Origin of the sequence: Bacillus sp. FSL R5-0576 (genome assembly GCF_038004765.1) — a bacterium.
Taxonomy (GTDB): Bacteria; Bacillota; Bacilli; order Bacillales; family Bacillaceae; genus Bacillus; species Bacillus subtilis.
The window spans coordinates 1,613,118-1,634,161 of sequence record NZ_JBBORU010000001.1; the positions used below are offsets into that span (position 1 = coordinate 1,613,118).

Annotated in this window: 20 protein-coding genes; all 20 read left to right on the forward strand. The window is 43.0% G+C overall.

The window, feature by feature from the left end; all coding sequences use genetic code 11:
* Positions 1–83: 83 nt before the first annotated feature.
* A complete protein-coding gene (locus NX903_RS08355) occupies positions 84–1,043 on the forward strand; it encodes a polysaccharide deacetylase family protein (protein ID WP_064671390.1) in 960 nt (319 codons plus the stop codon).
* 39 nt (positions 1,044–1,082) lie between these two features.
* Positions 1,083–2,312, forward strand: coding sequence for a M16 family metallopeptidase (locus tag NX903_RS08360; RefSeq protein ID WP_003245717.1), 1,230 nt, complete (start codon positions 1,083–1,085; stop codon positions 2,310–2,312).
* A gap of 77 nt (positions 2,313–2,389) precedes the next feature.
* Positions 2,390–2,647, forward strand: a complete 258-nt coding sequence (locus NX903_RS08365; RefSeq protein WP_003231890.1) for a YlmC/YmxH family sporulation protein — start codon at positions 2,390–2,392, stop codon at positions 2,645–2,647.
* A gap of 185 nt (positions 2,648–2,832) precedes the next feature.
* Positions 2,833–3,726 (forward strand): dipicolinic acid synthetase subunit A, encoded by an 894-nt coding sequence (gene dpaA, locus NX903_RS08370; protein WP_086343843.1) that lies wholly within the window; start codon positions 2,833–2,835, stop codon positions 3,724–3,726.
* Positions 3,727–3,728: 2 nt separating this feature from the next.
* Complete coding sequence (dpaB, locus tag NX903_RS08375) at positions 3,729–4,331, forward strand: dipicolinate synthase subunit B (protein ID WP_003231884.1); 603 nt, start codon at positions 3,729–3,731, stop codon at positions 4,329–4,331.
* A gap of 125 nt (positions 4,332–4,456) precedes the next feature.
* Positions 4,457–5,497: an aspartate-semialdehyde dehydrogenase gene (asd, locus tag NX903_RS08380; protein ID WP_014479807.1), complete on the forward strand. Its 1,041-nt coding sequence runs from the start codon at positions 4,457–4,459 to the stop codon at positions 5,495–5,497.
* A 91-nt stretch (positions 5,498–5,588) separates the two neighbouring features.
* On the forward strand, positions 5,589–6,803 hold the full coding sequence (gene dapG / locus NX903_RS08385) for an aspartate kinase (RefSeq protein ID WP_015483233.1): 1,215 nt from the start codon (positions 5,589–5,591) through the stop codon (positions 6,801–6,803).
* Positions 6,804–6,833: 30 nt separating this feature from the next.
* Positions 6,834–7,706, forward strand: a complete 873-nt coding sequence (gene dapA / locus NX903_RS08390; RefSeq protein ID WP_014476832.1) for a 4-hydroxy-tetrahydrodipicolinate synthase — start codon at positions 6,834–6,836, stop codon at positions 7,704–7,706.
* 177 nt (positions 7,707–7,883) lie between these two features.
* A complete protein-coding gene (gene rnjB / locus NX903_RS08395; RefSeq protein ID WP_003231875.1) occupies positions 7,884–9,551 on the forward strand; it encodes a ribonuclease J2 in 1,668 nt (555 codons plus the stop codon).
* 115 nt (positions 9,552–9,666) lie between these two features.
* Complete coding sequence (gene tepA, locus NX903_RS08400; protein WP_003245712.1) at positions 9,667–10,404, forward strand: translocation-enhancing protein TepA; 738 nt, start codon at positions 9,667–9,669, stop codon at positions 10,402–10,404.
* Complete coding sequence (gene tepJ / locus NX903_RS08405) at positions 10,401–10,613, forward strand: TepA modulator TepJ (protein ID WP_003231871.1); 213 nt, start codon at positions 10,401–10,403, stop codon at positions 10,611–10,613. The genes tepA and tepJ overlap by 4 nt, the downstream gene beginning before the upstream one ends.
* Positions 10,614–10,743: 130 nt before the next feature.
* Positions 10,744–13,107, forward strand: coding sequence for a DNA translocase SpoIIIE (spoIIIE, locus tag NX903_RS08410; protein ID WP_134981730.1), 2,364 nt, complete (start codon positions 10,744–10,746; stop codon positions 13,105–13,107).
* 143 nt (positions 13,108–13,250) lie between these two features.
* Positions 13,251–13,976 carry a GntR family transcriptional regulator gene (locus NX903_RS08415; protein WP_003245732.1) on the forward strand — a complete coding sequence of 242 codons (726 nt, stop codon included), beginning with the start codon at positions 13,251–13,253 and terminating at the stop codon, positions 13,974–13,976.
* Positions 13,977–14,114: 138 nt separating this feature from the next.
* Complete coding sequence (gene bcbE, locus NX903_RS08420; RefSeq protein WP_031600514.1) at positions 14,115–15,326, forward strand: bacillibactin exporter BcbE; 1,212 nt, start codon at positions 14,115–14,117, stop codon at positions 15,324–15,326.
* A 179-nt stretch (positions 15,327–15,505) separates the two neighbouring features.
* The gene (yfmF, locus tag NX903_RS08425) at positions 15,506–16,786 is read left to right on the forward strand and encodes an EF-P 5-aminopentanol modification-associated protein YfmF (RefSeq protein WP_086343845.1); all 1,281 of its coding nucleotides are present in this window, start codon (positions 15,506–15,508) and stop codon (positions 16,784–16,786) included.
* Positions 16,783–18,069 carry an EF-P 5-aminopentanol modification-associated protein YfmH gene (gene yfmH / locus NX903_RS08430; protein ID WP_086343846.1) on the forward strand — a complete coding sequence of 429 codons (1,287 nt, stop codon included), beginning with the start codon at positions 16,783–16,785 and terminating at the stop codon, positions 18,067–18,069. The genes yfmF and yfmH overlap by 4 nt, the downstream gene beginning before the upstream one ends.
* 54 nt (positions 18,070–18,123) lie before the next feature.
* Complete coding sequence (gene ymfI, locus NX903_RS08435; protein ID WP_086343847.1) at positions 18,124–18,852, forward strand: elongation factor P 5-aminopentanone reductase; 729 nt, start codon at positions 18,124–18,126, stop codon at positions 18,850–18,852.
* A gap of 80 nt (positions 18,853–18,932) precedes the next feature.
* Positions 18,933–19,190: a DUF3243 domain-containing protein gene (locus NX903_RS08440; RefSeq protein ID WP_003245199.1), complete on the forward strand. Its 258-nt coding sequence runs from the start codon at positions 18,933–18,935 to the stop codon at positions 19,188–19,190.
* A gap of 129 nt (positions 19,191–19,319) precedes the next feature.
* The gene (locus NX903_RS08445) at positions 19,320–20,111 is read left to right on the forward strand and encodes a DUF3388 domain-containing protein (protein WP_003220998.1); all 792 of its coding nucleotides are present in this window, start codon (positions 19,320–19,322) and stop codon (positions 20,109–20,111) included.
* 18 nt (positions 20,112–20,129) lie between these two features.
* On the forward strand, positions 20,130–21,044 hold the full coding sequence (gene rodZ / locus NX903_RS08450; RefSeq protein WP_024571398.1) for a cell shape determination protein RodZ: 915 nt from the start codon (positions 20,130–20,132) through the stop codon (positions 21,042–21,044).

The window sequence follows — 21,044 nt, forward strand, 5'->3', positions numbered from 1 at the left end:
TTCTTTATTTTGAAGCTTTTCAAAAGCAGGCGGGTTCTACCTTGTCCTTCTCCTTCATAATGTGAGGTGAGGGGGGACAGAACATGTACAAAAAATTTGTACCGTTTGCCGTTTTTTTATTTCTTTTTTTTGTCTCATTTGAGATGATGGAAAATCCGCATGCACTTGATTATATAGGGGCAATGAAAAAAGATACGGTGACTGTCACGGCGTCAAAAGACCCGTTATATGAAGAATTGCTTCAAAAAGCGCCGGAGTACGAAGTTAAGCCCCAGAATGCAAGAATTGATAAAGTGTGGAAAAGCATTCCCGGCTACAATGGATTAAAGGTCAATATTGAACAATCATATAAAAAAATGAAAAAGCATGGTGAGTTTCGGGAAAAAGATTTGGTGTACAGTCAAGTAAAACCAAGTGTTCATCTTGAGTCACTTCAGCCTGAGCCTATTTATAAAGGAAATCCTGACAAACCGATGGTGGCTTTTTTAATCAATGTGGCATGGGGAAATGAGTATTTGGAAAAAATGCTCCCTATTCTGCAAAAGCACCAGGTTAAAGCTACGTTCTTTTTAGAAGGCAATTGGGTGAGAAACAATGTACAGCTCGCTAAGAAGATTGCAAAAGACGGACATGAAATCGGAAATCATTCATACAATCATCCGGATATGAGCAAACTGACTACAGGAAGAATTTCCGAGCAGCTCGACAAGACTAATGAACAAATAGAACAAACGATCGGTGTTAAGCCAAAGTGGTTCGCTCCGCCAAGCGGAAGTTTCAGAAAAGCGGTTATCGACATTGCAGCAGAGAAACAGATGGGAACAGTCATGTGGACAGTTGATACAATCGATTGGCAAAAGCCGGCTCCGTCTGTACTTCAGACGAGAGTGTTAAGCAAGATACATAATGGTGCCATGATTTTAATGCATCCGACTGACCCTACGGCGGAAAGTCTTGAAGCGCTGATTACACAGATAAAAGACAAAGGATATGCGCTTGGAACAGTCACTGAACTAATGGATGAAACAAGACTATTGAAGTAACAGATGAAGGCAGCTTGTCTTTGAATAGGAGGAACAAATTTGATTAAACGATATACGTGTCAAAATGGTGTAAGAATTGTGCTGGAAAATAACCCGACAGTCCGTTCTGTTGCGATCGGCGTATGGATCGGCACAGGTTCGAGACATGAAACGCCGGAGATAAACGGAATTTCTCACTTTTTAGAGCACATGTTCTTTAAAGGGACGAGCACAAAATCTGCACGCGAGATAGCAGAATCTTTTGATCGTATTGGCGGCCAGGTCAATGCGTTTACTTCAAAGGAATATACCTGCTACTATGCAAAGGTGCTTGACGAGCATGCGAATTACGCGCTGGACGTATTAGCAGATATGTTCTTTCATTCAACGTTTGATGAAAACGAGCTGAAAAAAGAGAAAAATGTAGTATATGAAGAAATTAAAATGTATGAAGATGCGCCGGACGACATTGTACATGATTTATTGAGCAAAGCCACTTACGGCAATCATTCTTTAGGCTACCCAATTCTAGGCACGGAAGAAACGCTTGCTTCCTTTAACGGTGACTCTCTCAGACAATACATGCATGATTATTATACGCCGGACCGAGTGGTGATTTCGGTAGCGGGCAATATATCTGACAGTTTTATCAAAGATGTAGAAAAATGGTTCGGGTCATACGAGGCGAAAGGTAAAGCGACAGGCCTTGAGAAGCCTGAGTTCCACACGGAAAAACTGACGAGAAAAAAAGAAACAGAGCAGGCTCATTTGTGCCTTGGATTTAAAGGCTTAGAGGTTGGCCATGAACGTATTTATGATTTAATCGTCCTCAACAATGTGCTCGGAGGCAGCATGAGCAGCCGGCTGTTCCAAGATGTGCGTGAAGATAAAGGACTTGCTTATTCTGTTTACAGCTATCACAGCTCATATGAGGACAGCGGAATGCTAACGATTTACGGCGGAACGGGTGCAAATCAGCTTCAGCAGCTGTCGGAAACAATTCAAGAAACCCTTGCCACATTAAAACGTGACGGCATTACCTCGAAAGAACTGGAAAACAGCAAAGAGCAAATGAAGGGAAGCTTAATGCTGAGCTTAGAAAGCACAAACAGCAAAATGAGCCGAAACGGAAAAAATGAACTGCTGCTCGGCAAACATAAAACATTAGATGAAATCATCAATGAATTAAACGCCGTGAACTTAGAGCGTGTTAACGGCCTTGCCAGACAATTGTTTACCGAAGACTATGCATTAGCACTTATCAGCCCTTCCGGCAATATGCCGTCTTAAAAAGGAAAGCCTGCTCCATAATGGAGCAGGCATTTTTTAATCCCTTTCATCATACATAGTACAAGGGGGTGACAGACATGCGGCTCAGTGAATTATCAGGAAAGGAAATTGTAGACATCAAAAGAGCTGAACGGCTCGGAGTGCTCGGCCAGACCGATTTGGAAATCAATGAACAGGATGGACAGATTACAGCACTCCTCATTCCCACAGTTAAGTGGTTTGGTTTGAGAAAGCAAGGTCATGACATTCGTGTCCCATGGCACCATATTCAAAAGATCGGTTCAGATATGATTATATTAGATGTACCTGAGGAAATGCCTCCTCGACAAGAGTAAATAGCCCAATTGACTGTGAAGCGGGCTCTAAAGAAAACATCTGAAACATCGGCTGCCGGAGCCGATGTTTTTTTATATGGAAAAAGCGCATCTTTTATATTCACCAGTATTTTCTTTTGATCATAAGATGAAGGGGAGCTTAACAACTAGAGATCCAGTATATACAAAGAAGGTGAACGTTTAGAATGTTAACCGGATTGAAAATTGCAGTTATCGGCGGTGACGCAAGACAGCTCGAAATTATAAGAAAGCTCACTGAACAGCAGGCTGACATCTATCTTGTCGGTTTTGACCAATTGGATCACGGTTTTACCGGGGCAGTAAAATGCAATATTGATGAAATTCCTTTTCAGCAAATAGACAGCATCATTCTTCCAGTATCCGCGACAACAGGAGAAGGTGTCGTATCAACTGTATTTTCTAATGAAGAAGTTGTGTTAAAACAGGACCATCTCGACAGAACGCCTGCACATTGTGTCATTTTCTCAGGCATTTCTAACGTCTATTTAGAAAACATTGCAGCTCAGACAAAAAGAAAACTTGTTAAACTGTTTGAGCGGGATGACATTGCGATATACAACTCTATTCCGACAGTAGAAGGAACGATCATGCTGGCTATTCAGCACACGGATTATACGATACACGGATCACAGGTGGCCGTTCTCGGTCTGGGGCGCACCGGGATGACGATTGCCCGTACATTTGCCGCGCTCGGGGCGAATGTAAAAGTGGGGGCAAGAAGTTCAGCGCATCTGGCACGTATCACTGAAATGGGGCTCGTTCCTTTTCATACCGATGAGCTGAAAGAGCATGTAAAAGATATAGATATTTGCATTAATACCATACCGAGTATGATTTTAAATCAAACGGTACTTTCTAGCATGACACCAAAAACCTTAATATTGGATCTGGCCTCACGTCCCGGGGGAACGGATTTTAAATATGCCGAGAAACAAGGGATTAAAGCACTTCTTGCTCCCGGGCTTCCAGGGATTGTCGCTCCTAAAACAGCTGGGCAAATCCTTGCAAACGTCTTGAGCAAGCTTTTGGCTGAAATACAAGCTGAGGAGGGGAAATAAGGATGTCGTCACTAAAAGGAAAAAGAATCGGGTTTGGGCTGACCGGGTCGCATTGCACATATGAAGCGGTTTTCCCGCAAATTGAGGCGTTGGTCAATGAAGGAGCTGAAGTCCGTCCGGTTGTCACATTTAATGTAAAATCCACAAATACCCGATTTGGAGAGGGCGCAGAATGGGTTAAAAAAATTGAAGACCTGACTGGATATGAGGCCATTGATTCGATTGTAAAGGCAGAACCTCTTGGGCCGAAGCTGCCCCTTGACTGCATGGTCATTGCGCCTTTAACAGGCAATTCAATGAGCAAGCTGGCAAATGCCATGACGGACAGCCCGGTGCTGATGGCGGCAAAAGCGACAATCCGGAACAATCGGCCTGTCGTTCTGGGTATCTCGACAAATGATGCTCTTGGTTTAAACGGAACAAATTTAATGAGGCTCATGTCAACAAAAAATATCTTTTTTATTCCATTCGGGCAAGATGATCCATTTAAAAAACCGAATTCAATGGTAGCCAAAATGGATCTGCTACCGCAAACGATTGAAAAGGCACTCATGCACCAGCAGCTTCAGCCGATTCTAGTTGAGAATTATCAGGGAAATGACTAAATTTACAGAAAATCTTTCCCAAACTAAAAAATTCGGTCATCACCCGCATATTCTATGGTAAAATAAAACGTAAAATCATAGTCAAATCAATTCAATGAAGCTGATTGGCGGAAGGAGTTTTACAGATGGGAAGAGGTTTACACGTAGCTGTTGTCGGAGCGACAGGGGCTGTGGGACAACAAATGCTTAAAACACTTGAAGACAGAAACTTTGAAATGGACACACTTACATTGCTATCTTCAAAACGCTCTGCGGGGACAAAAGTCACGTTTAAAGGCCAAGAACTGACTGTTCAGGAAGCTTCTCCTGAGAGCTTTGAAGGGGTAAATATTGCTTTGTTCAGCGCCGGCGGAAGCGTATCACAAGCATTGGCACCAGAAGCTGTAAAACGCGGCGCTATTGTTATAGATAATACGAGCGCGTTCCGCATGGATGAAAATACACCGCTTGTTGTGCCAGAAGTGAATGAGGCAGACTTGCATGAACACAACGGCATTATTGCCAATCCAAACTGCTCTACAATCCAAATGGTTGCGGCACTTGAACCGATCCGCAAAGCATATGGCTTAAACAAGGTCATCGTATCAACTTACCAGGCAGTATCAGGAGCGGGTAATGAAGCTGTAAAAGAGCTTTACAGCCAAACACAGGCGATTTTAAATAAAGAAGAAATAGAGCCTGAGATCATGCCTGTAAAAGGTGACAAAAAACACTATCAAATCGCCTTCAACGCGATTCCGCAAATCGATAAATTCCAAGATAACGGCTATACGTTTGAGGAAATGAAAATGATAAATGAAACGAAAAAAATCATGCACATGCCTGACCTTCAAGTTGCGGCTACATGTGTGAGACTGCCAATCCAAACTGGGCACTCAGAGTCCGTCTACATTGAGGTAGACCGTGATGACGCTACAGTTGAAGATATTAAAAATCTATTGAAAGAAGCTCCGGGCGTGACACTTCAGGATGATCCAAGCCAGCAGCTTTATCCGATGCCTGCTGATGCTGTCGGCAAAAACGATGTGTTTGTGGGCCGCATTCGCAAAGACTTGGACAGAGCAAACGGTTTTCATTTATGGGTTGTTTCTGATAACCTATTAAAAGGCGCGGCATGGAACTCTGTTCAAATTGCAGAAAGCCTGAAAAAACTAAACCTCGTATAAAAGAGAGAATTTTCTAAAGACGAATAGAAGAGAGTAAGGCGCTATCAGCCTGCTCTCTTCTGTTACGTCCGAATAATTTGGAGTGAAAACAGTGAAGATAATTGTTCAAAAGTTCGGCGGAACATCAGTAAAAGATGATAAAGGCCGCAAACTGGCTTTAGGGCATATTAAAGAAGCAATCAGTGAAGGATATAAGGTTGTCGTTGTCGTTTCAGCGATGGGCCGAAAAGGAGACCCGTATGCAACAGATTCTTTGCTCGGGCTGCTTTACGGCGATCAGTCAGCGATTTCTCCTAGGGAACAGGATTTGCTTTTATCTTGCGGAGAGACTATTTCCTCTGTCGTCTTTACAAGCATGCTGCTTGATAACGGTGTGAAAGCAGCTGCGCTGACAGGGGCTCAGGCTGGCTTTTTAACGAATGATCAGCATACCAATGCAAAAATCATTGAAATGAAACCGGAGCGTTTATTCAGTGTGCTCGCCAATCATGATGCGGTAGTCGTCGCAGGCTTCCAGGGCGCAACTGAAAAGGGTGATACAACAACAATCGGCAGAGGGGGCAGCGATACGTCTGCAGCCGCACTCGGAGCAGCTGTTGATGCGGAATACATCGATATTTTCACCGATGTAGAAGGCGTGATGACTGCTGACCCAAGAGTGGTGGAAAATGCAAAACCGCTTCCTGTTGTGACGTATACAGAAATCTGCAACCTGGCGTATCAGGGGGCCAAGGTCATTCATCCGCGTGCTGTGGAAATCGCAATGCAGGCCAAGGTTCCGATCCGCGTCCGTTCGACTTATTCGAATGATAAAGGTACATTGGTGACATCACATCACTCTTCCAAGGTCGGCAGTGATGTTTTTGAAAGGCTGATTACGGGAATCGCCCATGTCAAAGATGTCACGCAGTTCAAAGTGCCTGCGAAAATCGGCCAGTATAACGTTCAGACTGAAGTGTTCAAGGCTATGGCAAACGCTGGAATCAGTGTCGATTTCTTTAACATTACACCTAGTGAAATCGTCTATACGGTAGCCGGAAATAAAACAGAAACAGCTCAGCGTATTTTAATGGATATGGGCTATGATCCAATGGTGACGAGAAACTGCGCGAAGGTATCGGCGGTCGGCGCGGGCATTATGGGTGTTCCCGGTGTTACGTCCAAAATTGTATCGGCTCTTTCAGAAAAAGAAATTCCGATCCTTCAGTCGGCTGACAGCCATACGACGATATGGGTGCTCGTCCATGAAGCGGATATGGTTCCTGCTGTAAACGCTTTGCATGAAGTGTTTGAACTTTCGAAGTAAATGTGATTGAATCATGATGAGGTGAATAAAATGAATTTCGGAAATGTGTCTACAGCGATGATTACACCCTTTGACAATAAAGGGAACGTAGACTTTCAAAAACTGTCTACACTGATTGATTACTTGTTGAAAAACGGAACGGATTCTTTAGTAGTAGCGGGAACAACTGGAGAATCTCCGACCCTTTCAACTGAAGAAAAAATTGCGCTTTTTGAATATACGGTAAAAGAAGTAAACGGACGGGTGCCCGTTATCGCTGGTACTGGAAGCAACAACACGAAAGATTCCATTAAGCTGACAAAAAAAGCTGAGGAAGCGGGCGTGGACGCTGTTATGCTTGTTACCCCGTATTACAATAAACCTTCTCAAGAAGGAATGTACCAGCATTTTAAAGCAATTGCGGCAGAGACATCTCTTCCGGTTATGCTCTATAATGTTCCTGGCCGTACGGTTGCTTCTCTTGCTCCTGAAACGACGATCCGTTTGGCGGCGGACATTCCGAATGTGGTTGCGATTAAAGAAGCAAGCGGAGACCTCGAAGCGATTACAAAAATTATTGCTGAAACACCGGAAGACTTCTATGTCTATTCAGGGGATGACGCTCTGACGCTTCCTATTCTTTCAGTTGGAGGAAGAGGAGTTGTATCAGTGGCGAGCCATATTGCAGGCTCTGATATGCAGCAAATGATCAAAAATTATACGAATGGGCAAACAGCTAATGCGGCACTGATCCATCAGAAACTGCTGCCGATTATGAAGGAACTGTTTAAAGCGCCTAATCCTGCTCCAGTCAAAACAGCGCTTCAGCTGAGAGGTCTTGATGTCGGTTCTGTGCGTCTGCCTCTAGTCCCGTTAACTGAGGATGAACGTCTGAGCTTAAGCAGCACGATCAGCGAACTGTAAGAAAATTTCATACAGTGAAACAAACGCGGTCATTCTCACATTCAGCTGAGTTTGACCGTTTCTTTTACATATTGGTTTTCCCTAAACCTTCTGCTTTATCTTGTTTTCTAAATTTACTTTCAGTTATAATAGGAACAAGTGATGATGGACGGGTATGAGACTAGGAGGATATAGATTTTGAAAAAGAAAAATACAGAAAACGTTAGAATTATCGCCCTTGGCGGTGTCGGAGAGATTGGGAAGAACCTTTATGTCATTGAAATTGACTCAGACATATTTGTCGTTGATGCCGGCCTTATGCATCCAGAAAACGAAATGCTCGGTATTGATGTAGTGATTCCTGACATATCATATTTGATTGAACGGGCTGACCGCGTCAAGGCAATCTTTTTAACGCACGGGCACGATGAAAATATCGGCGGCGTTTTTTACTTATTAAACAAGCTGTCCGTTCCAGTGTACGGAACAAAACTGACGCTTGCACTGTTAAGAGAGAAATTAAAACAATACGGACATAACCGAAAAACTGATTTAAGAGAAATTCACTCAAAATCTGTCATTACATTTGAATCAACAAAAGTATCGTTCTTTAGAACGATTCACAGCATTCCTGATTCTGTAGGTGTGAGCTTTAAAACATCACTTGGATCTATTGTATGCACGGGAGACTTCAAATTTGACCAAACACCTGCACTTAATCAGACGTGCGACATTGGCGAGATCGCCAAGATCGGCAATAGCGGCGTGCTCGCTCTGCTTTCTGACAGTGCAAATGCGGAACGGCCGGGTTACACCCCTTCGGAAGCGGCTGTCAGCGGAGAAATTTCGGATGCGCTGTATAATTCACAGAACCGGGTGATTATTGCTGTTTTCGCATCCAATATTAACCGGATTCAGCAAGTCATTCATGCAGCGGCTCAAAATGGCAGAAAGATTGCCGTAGCCGGAAAAAATCTTCAATCTGTCCTGCAGCTGGCGAGAAAGTTAGGATACATTGAAGCAGATGATGAATTGTTTATTTCTGTACAGGATGTCAAAAAATATCCGAAGCGCGAAGTGGCCATTATTACAGCCGGAAGCCAAGGTGAACCATTAGCTGCTTTGACAAGAATGGCAAACAAAGCTCACAAACAGCTGAACATTGAAGAAGGGGATACGGTGGTCATTGCGTCAACTCCGATTCCCGGGCAGGAACTCATTTACTCTAAAACAGTAGATCTTCTTGCGAGAGCCGGTGCACAAGTCATCTTTGCCCAAAAGCGTGTTCATGTATCAGGCCACGGCTCACAAGAAGAGTTAAAGCTGATGATCAACCTGCTTAAACCAAAATATTTGATTCCTGTAAACGGCGAATACAGAATGCAAAAAGCTCATTCAAAAATCGCTGAAGAAACCGGCATGAAGCGCAGTGACATCTTCTTAATTGAAAAAGGCGACGTCGTTGAATTCCGCGGCCAAAACGTAAAAATTGGGGATAAAGTTCCTTACGGCAATATTTTAATTGATGGTTTAGGTGTCGGTGATATCGGCAATATCGTATTGAGAGACCGCCGCTTGCTTTCACAGGACGGAATTTTAATCGTTGTCATTACACTTGATAAACAAAAGAAACATCTTGTATCAGGACCAGAAATTATCACTCGCGGCTTTGTTTATGTAAGAGAGTCTGAAGGTCTTATCGTACAGGCTACTGAGCTTGTCCGGTCCATCGTGACAGAAGCGACTGAAACATCAAATGTCGAATGGTCAACGTTGAAGCAGGCAATGCGGGATGCTTTGAACCAATTCCTTTATGAAAAAACGAAACGTAAACCGATGATCATCCCAATTATTATGGAAGTATAATGACTGACTAAAGACCGGAGCTGCTCCGGTCTTTATTTTTTGTCCTTCAAGCCGGGATTGAATGAAGTATCTTTGTTCATAATACAAAGAGAAACTCGGAAAGGATGAAAGCGAGATGGATCATCGTATGGAAAACACAGAAGAAGAGCGTCCTGAAAAAAATGATGCGAAGGACAGCATTATGAATAAAATACAGCAGCTTGGTGAAACGACGCTTCCGCAGCTGCCCCAAGATACAAATATTCATTGTCTGACCATTATCGGACAAATTGAAGGCCATGTTCAGCTTCCTCCGCAAAACAAAACAACAAAATATGAACATGTCATCCCGCAGATTGTGGCAATTGAACAAAATCCTAAAATTGAAGGCTTGCTGATCATATTAAATACTGTCGGAGGAGATGTTGAAGCTGGTCTTGCAATAGCGGAAATGCTTGCATCTTTATCGAAACCGACCGTTTCTATCGTGCTTGGCGGGGGGCATTCAATCGGCGTTCCGATTGCTGTATCCTGTGATTACAGCTATATCGCCGAAACAGCAACGATGACGATTCATCCAGTTAGGCTCACCGGGCTGGTCATCGGGGTACCGCAAACGTTTGAATACCTGGATAAGATGCAAGAAAGAGTTGTTAAATTTGTGACAAGCCATTCCAATATAACCGAAGAGAAATTTAAAGAGCTAATGTTTTCAAAAGGAAACTTAACACGGGATATCGGAACAAATGTGGTCGGTAAGGACGCAGTTAAATACGGATTGATCGATCACGCAGGCGGTGTCGGACAGGCAATCAATAAACTGAATGAGCTCATCGACGAAGCAAGGAAAGAAGAAGGACGGATGATTCAATGATTCTTTATACCGTGATGCCGCAGGAAATTGTGTTTGCAGAACAGAACCAAGAGACAAGCGCACATGAGCAAATTGAATATAAAGGTGTACCGCTTCTAGTCGAAATGAAAGGGAATGAAGCGGAAGTCATTCAAATCATGAGCACCAATCCAATGCATTTTCTGCATCCGGACATTTCACCGGGACAAAAGCTGAAATTAAACGTATAAGAATCCAACCCTTTTTAAAGGGCAAAATATGCTATAATAGGGGAATCCTACAGAAAAAACGCAGCCTGTAAACGGCTGCTTTCTTCATTATGTATGAACTTACATTTTTTAACGCAGTAAGGTGATGAGTATGGCAAAGAAAAAACGAAAATTAAGAAAAAAACAGGCGAAACAGCTCAATATAAAATACGAGCTCAACGGATTGCTGTGTATAGCCATTTCAATTATCGCAATCTTGCAGCTGGGGGTAGTCGGGCAAACGTTTATCTATTTGTTCCGCTTTTTTGCTGGAGAGTGGTTTATTTTATGCTTGTTAGGTTTATTGGTGTTAGGAGTCTCACTGTTTTGGAAGAAAAAAACCCCAAGCCTTTTAACGAGACGAAAGGCCGGGTTGTACTGTATTATCGCAAGTATATTGCTGCTTTCTCACGTGCAGCTATTTAAAAATTTGACGCACAAAGGGTCTATTGAGTCTGCAAGCGTGGTGCGCAATACGTGGGAATTGTTTTTAATGGACATGAATGGCAGCTCTGCTTCACCTGATTTAGGCGGAGGAATGATCGGTGCGCTGCTGTTTGCGGCTTCACACTTTTTGTTTGCGTCGACTGGTTCTCAGATCATGGCAATTGTCATGATTTTGATCGGAATGATTTTAGTAACAGGACGCTCGCTACAAGAAACGCTAAAAAAGTGGATGAGCCCGATTGGACGTTTTATAAAAGAACAATGGTTAGCATTTATTGATGATATGAAATCCTTCAAATCAAATATGCAGTCATCGAAAAAAACGAAAGCGCCGAGCAAAAAACAAAAACCGGCCCGCAAAAAACAGCAAATGGAACCGGAGCCTCCTGATGAAGAGGGGGATTATGAAACAGTATCGCCTCTTATTCATTCAGAGCCGATTATCTCAAGCTTTTCTGATCGTAATGAAGAGGAAGAGTCTCCAGTTATAGAAAAGCGCGCCGAACCTGTGTCGAAGCCGCTTCAGGACATCCAACCGGAGACAGGTGATCATGAAACTGTTTCTGCTCCTCCTATGACCTTTACAGAGCTCGAAAATAAGGATTACGAGATGCCGTCACTGGATTTGCTGGCAGATCCGAAGCATACCGGCCAGCAGGCTGATAAAAAGAATATTTATGAAAATGCGAGAAAGCTTGAACGCACATTCCAAAGCTTTGGCGTAAAGGCGAAAGTCACACAGGTTCATCTCGGACCGGCCGTAACAAAATATGAAGTATATCCTGATGTCGGAGTGAAGGTTAGCAAAATTGTCAATTTAAGCGATGATTTAGCGCTTGCGCTTGCTGCGAAGGATATCAGGATCGAAGCGCCTATACCAGGCAAATCAGCAATCGGAATTGAAGTTCCAAACGCAGAAGTGGCAATGGTTTCGCTGAAGGAAGTGCTGGAGTCTAAATTGAATGACAGACCGGATGCGAAGCTGTTAATTGGACTCGGCCGCAATATTTCAGGTGAAGCTGTATTGGCTGAGTTAAACAAGATGCCCCACCTTTTGGTCGCAGGCGCAACCGGTAGCGGGAAAAGTGTCTGTGTCAACGGCATTATTACAAGTATTTTAATGCGCGCGAAACCGCATGAAGTGAAAATGATGATGATCGATCCTAAAATGGTAGAGCTCAATGTCTACAATGGGATTCCGCATTTGCTTGCTCCGGTTGTAACCGATCCGAAAAAAGCGTCGCAGGCTTTGAAAAAGGTTGTCAATGAAATGGAGCGGCGGTACGAATTATTTTCTCATACGGGTACAAGAAATATTGAAGGATACAATGATTATATAAAACGCGCCAACAATGAAGAAGGAGCGAAACAGCCAGAGCTGCCCTATATTGTTGTCATTGTGGACGAGCTTGCCGATCTCATGATGGTCGCTTCATCCGATGTGGAAGATTCGATTACGAGATTGTCCCAAATGGCGCGGGCTGCCGGCATCCATCTTATTATTGCGACACAGCGGCCATCGGTGGATGTTATCACAGGGGTGATCAAAGCGAACATTCCGTCACGAATCGCGTTCAGCGTATCTTCACAGACGGATTCAAGGACCATTCTTGACATGGGTGGCGCTGAGAAGCTTCTTGGCCGCGGCGATATGCTGTTTTTACCTGTAGGGGCTAACAAACCTGTCCGTGTGCAGGGAGCATTTTTGTCGGATGACGAAGTGGAGAAGGTCGTCGACCATGTGATTACGCAGCAAAAAGCGCAATATCAAGAAGAAATGATCCCTGAGGAGACAACGGAAACTCATTCCGAGGTTACTGATGAACTTTATGATGAAGCTGTTGAATTAATTGTCGGCATGCAGACGGCATCTGTTTCAATGCTGCAAAGAAGATTCAGAATCGGCTATACGAGAGCGGCGCGCCTGATTGACGCAATGGAGGAACGCGGTGTTGTCGGACCGTATGAAGGCAGCAAACCTAGGGAAGTATTATTATCAAAAGAGAAATATGATGAGCTCTCTTCTTAATGAAGGGAGTTCCGCTTTCTATAGTCGTCAATAATAACATTATGTAAACTGATCACCTTTCTATTTATTTTTTCGACAAAACATGATATAGTTGTCCCAATTGTTCAATAATTTTTATCGAAAGTGGTTTACGGAGGGGAAACATGTCTACAAAAGCTGATAATCGGCACTTGTATTTGAAAGTAATTGAACGAATTAAAGAGGATATAAAAAATGGGATCTACACTGAGAAGGAAAAGCTGCCTTCTGAATTTGAGCTTTCCAAAAAGCTTGGTGTCAGCAGAGCGACGCTAAGAGAAGCCTTGCGGATACTGGAAGAAGAGCATGTGATTATCAGAAGGCATGGTGTAGGCACTTTTGTCCATTCTAAGCCGTTATTTCTTTCGGGCATTGAACAGCTAAACAGTGTAACGAAGATGATAGAACAGGCGAATATGACCCCTGGCACGATTTTTCTATCATCACAAGTGCTTATGCCGTCTGAAGATGATACGAAGAGATTTCATTTGGCAGAAGGGCAAGAACTTTTTTACCTTGAACGAGTCAGGACAGCTGACGGACAGCCGATTGTGTATTGTATAGACAAAATTCCGATGAATATTTTGCCGAATTCTTTTTCTCATCAGCAAGAATCTATGTTTGACCTGCTTGAGAAAAATTCAGGCTCCGTAATCAGCTATGCAGTAACTGATATAGAACCGATCGGCTATCACGATACCATTTCTCCCGTACTTGAATGCGATCCGGAAACAGCTCTTTTGCTGTTAAAACAAACCCATTACGATCAGCACGATAAACCGGTGCTTTATTCTTTAAATTATTTTAGAGCGGATAAATTCAGATTTCATGTTTTGCGTAAACGATTCTAAAAACGGACGCCTGTATGTGTCTGTTTTTTTATTTGCACTGATTCATGTTTCTTTGTACATACTTTCATTCCGGTTAACGCAATATATAAGGGATGACAAGAAAGTGAATGGGTGAAAATGTTGAGAGAGAAAAATGGAATGAAAAATATTATTGCATTGTCTTCCGTCCCGCTTGTGATGACACTCGGGAACTCCATGCTGATTCCTGTTCTTCCGATGATGGAGAAAAAGCTGTCTGTGACTTCATTTCAAGTGTCTTTAATCATTACTGTATACTCAGTAGTAGCAATTATTTGCATTCCGATTGCCGGATATTTGTCGGATCGTTTCGGGAGAAAAAAAATATTGCTTCCATGCCTCCTCATTGCAGGATTGGGGGGAGCCGTAGCTGCTTTTGCCTCGACCTATATGAAAAATCCTTATGCTATGATCTTGGCGGGGCGGGTTCTTCAAGGCATTGGTTCTGCAGGTGCCGCTCCGATCGTCATGCCGTTTATCGGCGACTTGTTTAAAGGAGACGATGAAAAGGTCAGCGCTGGTCTTGGCGATATTGAAACCGCCAACACGTCAGGGAAGGTACTGAGTCCCATACTTGGAGCCTTGCTGGCTTCTTGGTATTGGTTTGTACCGTTTTGGTTTATTCCGTTTTTCTGTTTGATCAGCTTTTTGCTCGTATTGTTTTTGGTGGCCAAGCCTGAAGAAGATGAAGATGCGCCTGCTGTTTCTGAGTTTATTAAGAGTGTGAAGAAAATCTTTAAACAAGATGGTCGTTGGCTTTATACGGTCTTCATTATCGGGTGCGTCATTATGTTTTTGTTATTTGGCGTATTATTTTATTTATCAGATACGCTGGAGAACAAGTATGCCATTGACGGAGTAGCTAAAGGCGGATTACTGGCAATCCCACTTTTGTTTTTGTCAACCAGTTCTTTTATAGCTGGCAAAAAGATCGGTAAAGATAAAGGCCGAATGAAATTTTGCGTTGTTACAGGAATGATTCTGTTAACCCTTTCGTTTATTGCCTTGTGGTGGAACCACAGTTTTTATTTTTTATTTGTCTTTTTAAGCTTTGGCGGGATTGGGATTGGAATGGCTCTTCCTGCTTTAGATGCACTGATAACCGAAGGGATTGAAAGTGAACAATGCGGAACCATTTCCTCCTTCTACAATAGCATGCGCTTTATAGGAGTAGCTCTCGGTCCACCTGTTTTTGCTGCATTAATGTCTAATGCAAACTGGATTATTTTCATACTCTCGGCGTTTTGCAGCATCGTTTCTTTATTTTTAGTGCTCTTTACTGTAGATGCTAAAAAAAGTGAAGAAGAAGAAAAAAACTTAGGGACGGTCTAGCCAGCCGTCTTTTTTTGCGCTTTCTTGCACAGTTTACAACTGTACCTATACAGCATTCGGAGGTTATTGTTTCCTTATAAATCCTACAGTTGCTATAATTACATGAAAGAGTGTTTCTGCGAATGCTGAAAATTGGTCATAATACATACTAATTAAGAAATGAACGAAGGAGGTTCCATATGTCATATGTTAATGAACTCAAATCAAAGCACGGCGGTTTAACCGCACACATTGTAGAAACAGAAAAATTCAAAACCGTCTCGCTTATTTTTAAGATGCTGGCACCGCTGACAAAGGATCAAGTCACCAAAAGAGCGCTGCTTCCGCATGTGCTTCTTCGCGGAACGAAAAGCCATCCGAAAACCGCAGAATTGCGTTCATACCTGGATGAGCTGTACGGCACGTCAGTATCGGCTGATCTTACGAAAAAAGGAGAGCGGCACGTCATTACGTTCAGGCTTGAAATCCCGAATGAAAAATATTTAAAAGACCAAACGCCGCTACTTGAGAAAGGGCTCCAGCTTCTTGCAGAAATCGTCTTTTCACCTGCTTTAGAGGGAGACGCTTTTCAGTCACAATATGTGGCTCAAGAAAAACGGACGCTTAAGCAAAGAATCCAAGCCGTCTATGATGATAAAATGCGCTATTCGAATTTAAGGCTGATACAGGAAATGTGCAAAAATGAGCCTTATGCGCTTCATGTCAATGGTGAAATCGACGATGTCGATGACATTACGGCAGAGCAATTATACGAAACATACCAAAGCGCTATCCAAAAAGACCAGCTTGATCTATATGTTGTTGGCGATGTGGACAGTAACCAGGTACAATCGGCAATCGATAAGTATTTCAAAACAGAAGAGCGCACTCTTGGCACGATTGAAAACAATCACGCTGATGAAAAAGTTCAGCCAAAAGAAGTAATTGATGAAGAGGATGTCAAGCAAGGAAAGCTGAATATCGGCTACCGCACCAGTATCACTTATACAGATCAGGATTATCCTGCTTTACAAGTGTTTAACGGATTGTTCGGCGGATTCTCTCATTCTAAACTTTTCATTAATGTTCGGGAAAAAGCCAGTCTTGCTTACTACGCGGCTTCCCGTATAGAAAGTTTTAAAGGCTTGTTAATGGTGATGTCAGGCATTGAAGTGAAAAATTTTGAACAGGCTGTTTCGATTATTGCTGAGCAATTCCAGGCAATGAAAAACGGCGATTTCAGTGAGCAGGATATAGCACAGACAAAGGCCGTCATTCGAAATCAAGTGCTGGAAACGATTGATACAGCATACGGTTTATCTGAATTTTTATATCAGCAGGCCGCTGCTCAAGTCGAGATTCCTATCGAAGACTTTCTTGCCAATATTGAGAATGTCACAAAAGAGGATATCATTAAAGCCGGCGAAAAGATTCAGCTTGATACGACTTATTTCTTAAAAGGGACGGAGGGTGCATCTTGATCAAACCAATCGAATATGAACAGCTTCAGGAGACGCTGTATCATGAAAAAATGTCCAACGGCCTTGATGTTTACGTTTTGCCGAAAAAAGGCTTCAACAAGACATATGCGGTCTTTACAACAAAGTACGGCTCGATAGATAACCGGTTTGTCCCTTTAGGTAAAAATGAGATGGTTCACGTGCCGGACGGGATTGCTCACTTTCTTGAGCACAAGCTGTTTGAAAAAGCGGACGGAGACGTTTTTCAAGATTTCAGCAAACAGGGGGCTTCTGCCAATGCGTTTACGTCATTTACAAGAACAGCTTACCTTTTCTCAAGCACATCAAATGTTGAACGCAATTTAGAGACGCTTATCGATTTCGTACAGGACCCATATTTTACTGAAAAAACGGTTGAAAAGGAAAAAGGGATTATCGGGCAGGAGATTAATATGTACGACGATAACCCTGATTGGAGGCTTTACTTCGGGGTCATTGAAAACATGTACAAAGAGCATCCTGTCAGAATTGACATAGCGGGAACAGTGGAAAGCATTTCACATATTACAAAAGACCTTCTTTATGAATGCTATGAAACGTTTTATCACCCGAGTAACATGCTCCTTTTCATTGTCGGACCTGTAGATCCTGAAGCGATTATTACTCAGGTAAGAGAAAACCAGGAGAAAAAGCCGTATACCGATCAGCCGGAGATCAAACGGGAAGAAGTGAAAGAGCAAGAAGCGGTTTTCCGAAAAGAAAAAGAGATCAAAATGAACGTGCAGGGACCGAAATGCCTTGTCGGGCTGAAATCCAAAAAGCCGTTTAAATTAGGCAAAGAGCTCTTAAAGCATGAACTTTCAATGAACTTATTGCTTGAAGCTCTTTTTGGCAAAAGCTCTGCCCAGTATGAATCACTTTATGAAAAAGGATATATTGACGAAACGTTCAGCTTTGATTTTACTGCTGAATATGGGTTCGGTTTTGCGGCGATCGGCGGAGATACGCCTGAGCCTGATCAATTGGCTGAAGACATTTCAAGCATGCTTTTGCGCGCCGGTGAACTGATTACTGCTGAAAAGATTGAACTTGCCAGAAAGAAAAAGATCGGCACATTCTTAAAAGCGCTGAATTCCCCTGAATACATCGCCAATCAATTTACCCGTTATGCGTTCTTGGATATGAGCCTGTTTGACGTTGTAACCGTACTCGAGCAGATTACCCTCGAGGATGTCCAGAACGTAATACAAGAGGAAATTTCTGCAGACAGACTGACTGTCTGCAAGGTTGTTCCTAAATCATAAACAAAACATCCCTCCAGTGTGAGGGGTGTTTTTCTGCGGAAAGAAGGAAAGAGGATGAACAAAACAGCACTAATCACCGGAGCAAGCGGCGACATTGGCAAAAGCATCAGCGAAACCCTTGCAGCTAGAGGGTACAATCTGCTGCTGCATTACAATACAAATCAAAACGCGGCAGCGGAGCTTGCTGAAAAACTAAGTGAGATGTTTGGCGTAAATGCTGAGATATTACAAGCTGATCTGTCCGCGCAAGATGGGGCAGATAAGCTGACAAGTTCAATTGTTCAGCCGATTGATGCGATTGTTTTAAACAGCGGAAGAAGCCATTTTGGGCTGATTACGGATGTAGATAACGCAACGGTCCAGGAAATGGTTCAGCTTCATGTGGCGAGTCCGTATATGCTGACGAGAAACCTTCTGCCAGGCATGATTCGGAATAAATCGGGAGCGATTGTGGCTGTCAGCTCGATTTGGGGAGAGACTGGAGCATCCTGTGAAGTGCTGTACAGCATGGCAAAAGGAGCTCAGCATTCGTTTGTAAAAGGATTGGCTAAGGAGCTGGCGCCAAGCGGAATCAGAGTAAACGCCGTAGCGCCGGGCGCAGTTGATACAAATATGATGAATCAATTTTCCCCGGCTGAAAAAGAAGAGATCGCTGATGAGATTCCGATCGGCCGGCTGGCCCGGCCGCAAGAAATTGCGGATGCAACAGCTTTTCTCCTGTCTGAAAAAGCGTCATATATCACCGGCCAAATTCTGTCGGTCAATGGCGGCTGGCACTGCTGATCCGAAAATATTCGGTGTATAGTTTCTTTTGCGAAGGACACAATAATCTTGTAACTTCACATGAAATGGAGGAAACAAGCATGTCAGTATTAGAAAACTGGGATAGCTGGAAAAACTTCCTTGGCGACCGTCTGAACTATGCGCAAGATAAAGGTATGAGCCAGGATACGATTACAGATCTTGCGACAGAAATCGGCAGCTACTTGGCTAATGAAGTGGAATCTAAGAACGAGCAGGAAAAAGTGCTGGCAGATCTTTGGAGTGTAGCATCAAAAGATGAACAGCACGCCATTGCCAATATGATGGTTAAGCTTGTTGAAAATAACAGCACTCACTAGGAAGAGAGGGGATTTTTCCTCTCTTTTTTATGTTTTCCTCATCACAGCAACATTCTTCTTTCTAATTAGAGAAAAATGCTTTATGATAAAGGAAGGTAAAATTTTGCCACAATGAAGGGGGTATATCATTTGGCAAAGCTCGAATGGTATTTTGAATATGAAATTCAAGTGAACCGCCCCGGACTGCTCGGGGATATTTCGTCTCTTCTTGGGATGCTTTCTATCAACATCGTAACGATAAACGGCGTCGATCTTTCCAGAAGGGGAATGCTCCTCAGGTGCCGCCATATAGATCAAATTAAACGATTAGAATCAATCTTAAAAACGATGGAAACAATTAAAGTAACGAAGCTTAGAGAACCGAGGCTTCGCGACCGTCTTGCCGTACGCCACGGCCGTTATATTCAACGGGATGCCGATGACAAGAAAACGTTCCGCTTTGAACGGGACGAGCTTGGCTTATTAGTCGATTTTATGGCCGAATTGTTCAAAAAAGAAGGCCATAAATTAATCGGAATCAGAGGTATGCCGCGTGTCGGGAAAACGGAATCGATTGTAGCCTCTAGTGTGTGTGCCAGCAAAAGGTGGCTGTTTGTGTCATCAACCTTGCTGAAGCAGACGATAAGAAGCCAGCTGATTGCCGATGAATACAGCACTGAAAATGTCTTTATCGTTGACGGAATTGTGTCAACACGAAGAGGATCGGAACGCCATCTCCAGCTGGTCCGAGAAATCATGCGGCTTCCGGCAACAAAAGTGGTGGAGCATCCGGACATATTCGTTCAAAATACAGAGTATACACTAGATGACTTTGATTATATTATTGAACTGAGAAATGACCCTGATGAGGTTATTACATATGAACATGCCGAGGAACCCCAAATGTTTGATCAATCCGGGTTTTCAAGCTTTGATTTTTAAAATTGGAAGGTGTTTGTTGTGACTGAACTAGGAATCCGGCTCAAAGAAGCCAGAGAGGAAAAAGCAATGTCATTGGATGATCTCCAAGCGGCAACAAAGATTCAAAAAAGGTATTTAACCGCCTTGGAGGAAGGGAACTATGACATTATTCCGGGGAAGTTTTATGTTCGGGCATTCATCAAGCAATATGCAGAAGCCGTTGGGCTTGATGCGGATCAACTGTTTGAGGAGCATAAAAAAGATATCCCTAATACGTATCATGACGATGTGTCTGAAAAGATCTCCGGCATGAATCTTCAAAAGGAAATGCCAAAGCCAGCATCTAAGGCGCTGGAGCTGCTGCCAACGATACTTGTTATTCTCGGCGTGATTGTCGTGATTGCCATTGTGTACGCGATCATTCAGTTTGCGAATCACAAAAGCAGTGATGATCACAATGCGGCATCAGAAAAAGCAATTACGCAAAGTGAGAGCAAGTACGAAATCCCTAAAGATTCAACGCTGAAAGAGAATCAAAAGAACAGCTCTGAAAAAGAGACAGACACTAAAAAAGAAACGAAAGAAAACGAAAATAAGAAAGAAGAAAATGACAGTGATAAGCTGGAGATTAAAGCTGCTGGCACTGAAGGATCGTTAACGACTTATGAAGTATCCGGCGCTGATAAAATCGAGCTGGAACTGAAGGCATCAGACAGCTCCTGGATTCGAGTGCGCGATGAAAACAGCAGCTCTTTAAAAGAAGGAACGCTGAAAAAAGACGAAACCTATAAAAAAGACATAACTGATCAGAAACAAGTTGATATCCGCACTGGATATGCACCTAATCTGAAAATAAAAATCAACGGTAAGGTTCTTTCATATGAACTTGATCCGAAAAAAGTGATGGCACAAACCATAAAGATTGTAAATAAAAAGGAAGAAAAGTCATCTTAA